The organism is Rhodobacter ferrooxidans (assembly GCF_000176015.1).
Lineage (GTDB): Bacteria > Pseudomonadota > Alphaproteobacteria > Rhodobacterales > Rhodobacteraceae > Pseudorhodobacter_B > Pseudorhodobacter_B ferrooxidans.
In genome coordinates, this window is sequence record NZ_ACYY01000041.1 from 1 (window position 1) to 5,129 (window position 5,129).

Sequence of the window (5,129 nt, forward strand, 5' to 3'; positions counted from 1 at the left end):
CAGCCATATTGCGCCACCCGCAGCCCCACCGCATAAAGCGCCAGACCCGAGGGCAGCGGCAGGATCAGCGCCAGCCCCTGCGCCGCCCGCCGCATTGCCGGGCCCTGGCTGGCCTCGGCATCGCTTTGGTCGATCGCCGTGGTCACCAGTGTTGCCGCCACCAGCGCCATCGCCAGCAGCGTCCCTGCCGCCGACAACTCGCCAAACAGCCCCGACAGGCCGCGGAACGGCAATGCTGCGATGAACACCAGCATCACCACCAGCACCGCGGGCAACAAAAGCCGCAGCAGCCGCAGGATCAGGTAGGGCGAGACCAGATCGGCCATTTCCGTCACCACCGCCAGCGCCAGCCCCAGCGTTGTGCCGCAGATCAGCCAGGGCACGGCATCCAGCTTCAGCAGGTCCTGGATCACCGTCACGCCCACAATGCCCAGCACCTTGTCCGACAGCAGGATCAGCGCCCAGACCACGCCGACAAACAGCCAGGCCGCGGCAAAGCGCACCACGATGGTCCAGCTTGCACTGAACAGCGCCGGATAATCGCGCCAGCCCGGGCCATTGGCGGCAATGACGAAGGGCAGCGGCAGCAGCCCCAGCAGCACCGCCGCCAGCACCGGGGCAGGGCGCTCGAACAGATCGGGCATCGCGGCGTAGCGCAGGCTGGCCCAGGTCAAAAGCCCAGCCACCGGCACCGCAACGCCAAGGGCGGCGGCGTTGGCCTGCATCAGCCGCAATGGCCCGGTCAACGCCAGTAGTGCCAAGAAATACGCCGCAGCAAAGGCGGTCAGCGCCAGGGCGAGGCGGTCCGACAGCAGATCGCGCGCGAAAACCTCGCTCAGCAGGTAAAGACAGCCGCCCGCCGCCGCCCCCAGCCCCGCCAGAACCAGCCGCTGCCCGGTGTCCCGATCCATCCCGTCCCCGCTTGCTGACTTGCGGCTCCAGCCTAGCCCGTCGGCGGCAGGGATGCCAGCCGGCCTGTTGGCGGTCTGCCATTGCAGACAGGTGCAAATCGCTTTAGCTAATCCCCATGCTCAGCTATCAGCACCTCTATCACGCTGGAAATCTTGCCGATGTCCACAAGCACGCGATGCTGTGCCATGTGCTTGATTACCTTGTGCAAAAAGACAAGCCGCTGACCTACATCGAAACCCACGCCGGGCGCGGCATCTACCAGCTTGACGCCGACGAGGCGCTGAAAACCGGCGAGGCGGCGCAGGGGGTGGCGGTGCTGGAGCAGCGTTTCCCCGCCGATCACCCCTACCGCCAACGGCTGTCCGAACTGCGCGCCGGGCATGGGGCGGCGGCCTATCCCGGCTCGCCCCTGCTGGCGGCGATGTGCCTGCGCGAGACCGACACCCTGCATCTGGCCGAGTTGCACCCGCAGGAATTTCGCGTCCTGACCGACACTCTGGGGCCATGGGGCGCGCATGTGCATCAGGCCGACGGCTTTCAGATGGCCCTTGCCATCTGCCCGCCGACGCCGCGACGCGGGATGATGCTGATCGACCCGTCCTACGAGGTGAAGGCCGATTACGAGGCGATCCCGCGCCACATGGCGGCGATTGCCCGCAAGTGGAATGTCGGCATCCTGATGCTGTGGTATCCGATCCTGACCGCCGAGCCGCACCTTGCGATGCTGGACGCGCTGCGCCAGGCCTTCCCCGACGCCCTGCGCCACGAGGTCGAGTTTCCCCCGGCGCGCGAGGGGCACCGCATGGTCGGCTCGGGGCTTTTCGTGGTCAACCCGCCCTGGGGGCTGACCGAGGAAGCCGCAAGAATATCCGCCATTTTCAAGGGACTGGAGGGCGGATGCTGACCTTTCACACGCTGGATGTCTTTACCGACACCGCCTTTGTCGGCAACCCGCTGGCGGTGGTGCTGGGCGCCGATGACCTGAGCGTGGCGCAGATGCAGACCCTGGCGCGCGAGTTCAACCTGTCAGAGACCATCTTCGTGCAGGCCCCCGCCAACCCCGCCCATGCCGCCCGTGTGCGGATATTCTTTCCCACCGCCGAGATCCCCTTTGCCGGCCACCCCACCCTCGGCTGCGCCATCCTGCTGGCCAGTCTGGCGCGGCCCGAAGGCGATTTCGACACCAAGCTGGTGCTGGAGGAGGAGGCCGGTCTGGTGCCGGTTTCCGTCAGCCGCCGGTCGGGCCGGATGCTGGCCGAATACACCGCCCCGGTGATCCCGCATGCAGTGCCGGGCGAGGCGCCCTTGCCGCTTGTGGCCGCCGCTTTGGGGCTGGCACAGGCCGATGTCGGCTTTGCCAGCCATGCGCCGGGGATCTGGCAGGGCGGTCCGGCGTTCCTTTTTGTGCCGCTGGCCAGCCGGGCGGCGCTGGATGCCGCAAGGCCGATCGAGCCGCATTGGTCCGACCTGATGGACCGCGCCGGGGTCGATAGCGCCTATCTTTACACGCCGGGCGTCGGCTGCGATTTCGAGGCGCGGATGTTCTCGCCCGGCGCGGGTATCCCGGAAGATCCGGCCACCGGCTCGGCCACCGCAATCCTTGCGGCGCAGCTGCGGGCCTCGCGGGTGCTGCGGCACGGCAGCCAAAGTTTCACGCTGCAACAGGGCAACAGGATGGGCCGCCCCAGCCGGTTGCGGCTGAGCATCGAGCTTGGCCCCGACGGCATCGAGGCGGTGCGGGTGCAGGGCGCGGCGGTGGCAATCTCGGAAGGCCGGATTGCCGTGCCGCGCGAGGTGTAGCGGTGGCAAAGGGCTATTGGCTGGCGCATGTCGATATCCGCGACCCGCAGGCCTACGAGGCCTATCGCACCGCCAATGCCGTGGCTTTCGCCAGATACGGCGCGCGGTTTCTGGTGCGGGGCGGGGCACAGCAGGTGGTCGAAGGTGCTGCCCGCAGCCGCAGCGTGGTGCTGGAGTTCGACAGCCTTGCCCTCGCGCAGGCCTGTTATGACAGCCCGGAATATCAGGCGGCGAAAGCCCTGCGCGACCCGGTTTCCGAGGCGGATGTGGTGATCGTCGAGGGCTGGGGCGGCTGATTGTCGGGGCTGGCGGGCTGCGGGCGGCTGGCCTATATCTGCGCCATGTTCGAAGCCCTGCTGCGCCGCATGATGGCCCCCGCCCCCAACCGTCTGCCCGACCCCGAAGCGCATCTGGCGCTGGCGGCGCTTCTGGTGCGCATCGCCCGCGCCGACAACGACTATTCGGTGGCCGAAATGGCCCGGATCGACCGGGTGCTTTCCAGCCACTACACGCTGTCGCCCTTTGCCGCCGCCAAGCTGCGCGCCGAGGCCGAGGTGCTGGAGGCCGAGGCCCCCGACACCGTGCGCTTTACCCGGGCGCTGAAGGAGGCCGTGGCACATGAGGATCGCGCCGGGCTGATGCAATCGCTCTGGGCGGTGGCGCTGGCCGATGGCAATCGGGCTGCCGAGGAAGAACAGGTGCTGCGGCTGGTGGCCAACCTGCTGGGGCTGACCGACCGCGACTCGGCCCTGGCCCGGCAGGCGGTGCAGCGGGGCGGCCTGTGATCGCATCGCTGCCGATGTATGACCGGGCGGAAACCGCCGCGGCCAATGACCGGCTGTGGGCGGCGGCCCGTGACAACCTGCGGGCGGCGGGGATCGCGGCACCCGACGGTCTGACCCGCGGCATTGACGATTTGCTGCCGCATTGGCTGTCGCCAGACCTTTTGCTGTCGCAGGCCTGCGGCTTTCCCTATCGCAGCCGGTTGCACGGCCAAGTGACGCTGGTCGGCACGCCGGATTATGGCGTCGAGGGCTGCCCTCCCGGCTATTACCGCAGCGTTTTCGTGGCGCGGGCAGGGGATGCGCGCGAGGCTCTGGCGGATTTCGACGGTGCCAGCCTCGCCTATAACGACCCGCTGTCGCAATCGGGCTGGGCGGCACCGCAGACCCATGCGGCCAGGCTGGGCTTGCGGTTTTCGCAAGGCCCATGCAGCGGCGCGCATCGGCTTTCGGCGCAGACGGTGGCCGCAGGTCACGCTGATCTGGCGGCGCTGGATGCCGTAAGCTGGCGGCTGATCCAACGCCACGACCCCGGCCTTGCGGCGCAGCTTCGGGTGGTGGCGCTGACCGATCCGACCCCCGGCCTGCCCTGCATCACCGCTCGCACCCGGGATGCCAAGACGGTGTTTGCGGCCTTGGCCGCGGCCATCGCCGGGCTGGCCGGGCCGGACCGTGCAACCCTGGGGCTGCACGGCCTGATTGCCCTGCCGGCGGCGCAGTATCTTGCGGTGCCCACGCCGCCGCCACCTGCGCATTTTGCGCCAATCGCCTGAGCATTGCGGCCAGCTTGCCTACCCGCTTTGGCACAAAGTCCGTTGCAATGGGGCAAATTATCGGTCCTACTTTGACGCCAAGACCTTGACCTGAAAGAATCGCAAGCCAACGTGACCGCCAAAATCGCCCCCGCACAGCCACAAGACGATCTGCCGGTCATCAGCATCCGTGACCTGCACAAAAGCTATGGCAGTCTTGAAGTGCTCAAGGGCGTCGATCTGGTGGCGCCGCGCGGCCATGTGGTGTCGCTGATCGGCTCGTCGGGGTCCGGCAAATCGACGTTGTTGCGCTGCTGCAACCTGCTGGAGGACAGCCAGCAGGGCGAGATCCTGTTCGAGGGCGAGGCGGTGCATTGGAAAGGCACGGGCCTCGGCCGCCACCCTGCCGACCGCAATCAGGTGATCCGCATCCGCACCAACCTGTCGATGGTGTTCCAGCAGTTCAACCTGTGGTCGCACCTGACCATCCTGCAAAACGTCATGGAAGCGCCGGTCACGGTGCTGAAACGCGACCGCGACGAGGTGGAAGCCTCGGCCCGCAAGTATCTGGCGAAAGTGGGCATTGCCGAAAAGGCCGATGCCTATCCCGCGATGCTGTCGGGCGGCCAGCAGCAGCGGGCGGCGATTGCCCGCGCGCTGTGCATGGAGCCGCGGGCGCTGCTGTTCGACGAGCCGACCAGCGCGCTGGACCCGGAACTGGAACAGGAGGTCATCAAGGTCATCAAGGCGCTGGCCGAAGAGGGGCGCACCATGATCCTTGTCACCCACGACATGCGGCTGGCGGCCGACGTGTCGGACCATGTGATTTTCCTGCATCTGGGCAAGATCGAAGAACAAGGCCCGCCCGACGCGCTGTTCGGGG

Annotated in this window: 6 protein-coding genes and 1 pseudogene; 6 read left to right on the forward strand and 1 reads right to left on the reverse strand. The window is 67.8% G+C overall.

Annotated features, from left to right (window positions below; translation table 11 throughout):
* A pseudogene (locus RSW2DRAFT_RS16840) lies at positions 1 to 911 on the reverse strand (DUF4153 domain-containing protein); the annotation flags it as partial.
* 116 nt (positions 912 to 1,027) lie between these two features.
* Between RSW2DRAFT_RS16840 and RSW2DRAFT_RS16845 the strand changes: the two are divergent.
* The 6 genes from RSW2DRAFT_RS16845 to RSW2DRAFT_RS16870 all read left to right on the forward strand — a co-directional run.
* On the forward strand, positions 1,028 to 1,816 hold the full coding sequence (locus RSW2DRAFT_RS16845) for a 23S rRNA (adenine(2030)-N(6))-methyltransferase RlmJ (protein WP_008033196.1): 789 nt from the start codon (positions 1,028 to 1,030) through the stop codon (positions 1,814 to 1,816).
* Positions 1,810 to 2,712, forward strand: coding sequence for a PhzF family phenazine biosynthesis protein (locus RSW2DRAFT_RS16850; protein ID WP_008033198.1), 903 nt, complete (start codon positions 1,810 to 1,812; stop codon positions 2,710 to 2,712). Before RSW2DRAFT_RS16845 ends, RSW2DRAFT_RS16850 begins: the two co-directional genes overlap by 7 nt.
* Positions 2,713 to 2,714: 2 nt before the next feature.
* On the forward strand, positions 2,715 to 3,008 hold the full coding sequence (locus tag RSW2DRAFT_RS16855; RefSeq protein WP_008033200.1) for a DUF1330 domain-containing protein: 294 nt from the start codon (positions 2,715 to 2,717) through the stop codon (positions 3,006 to 3,008).
* 45 nt (positions 3,009 to 3,053) lie between these two features.
* A complete protein-coding gene (locus tag RSW2DRAFT_RS16860; protein ID WP_040672540.1) occupies positions 3,054 to 3,497 on the forward strand; it encodes a tellurite resistance TerB family protein in 444 nt (147 codons plus the stop codon).
* Positions 3,494 to 4,267 carry a phosphate/phosphite/phosphonate ABC transporter substrate-binding protein gene (locus RSW2DRAFT_RS16865; protein ID WP_008033204.1) on the forward strand — a complete coding sequence of 258 codons (774 nt, stop codon included), beginning with the start codon at positions 3,494 to 3,496 and terminating at the stop codon, positions 4,265 to 4,267. The genes RSW2DRAFT_RS16860 and RSW2DRAFT_RS16865 overlap by 4 nt, the downstream gene beginning before the upstream one ends.
* A 111-nt stretch (positions 4,268 to 4,378) precedes the next feature.
* Positions 4,379 to 5,129, forward strand: a 751-nt coding sequence (locus RSW2DRAFT_RS16870) for an ABC transporter ATP-binding protein (RefSeq protein WP_008033205.1), incomplete at its 3' end; no start/stop codon positions are given.

Excerpts from the sequence above, each read along its gene's own strand:
- RSW2DRAFT_RS16845 (WP_008033196.1), top strand. The coding sequence starts at position 1,028 with ATGCTCAGCTATCAGCACCTCTATCACGCTGGAAATCTTGCCGATGTC.
- RSW2DRAFT_RS16850 (WP_008033198.1), top strand. The coding sequence starts at position 1,810 with ATGCTGACCTTTCACACGCTGGATGTCTTTACCGACACCGCCTTTGTC.
- RSW2DRAFT_RS16860 (WP_040672540.1), top strand. The coding sequence starts at position 3,054 with ATGTTCGAAGCCCTGCTGCGCCGCATGATGGCCCCCGCCCCCAACCGT.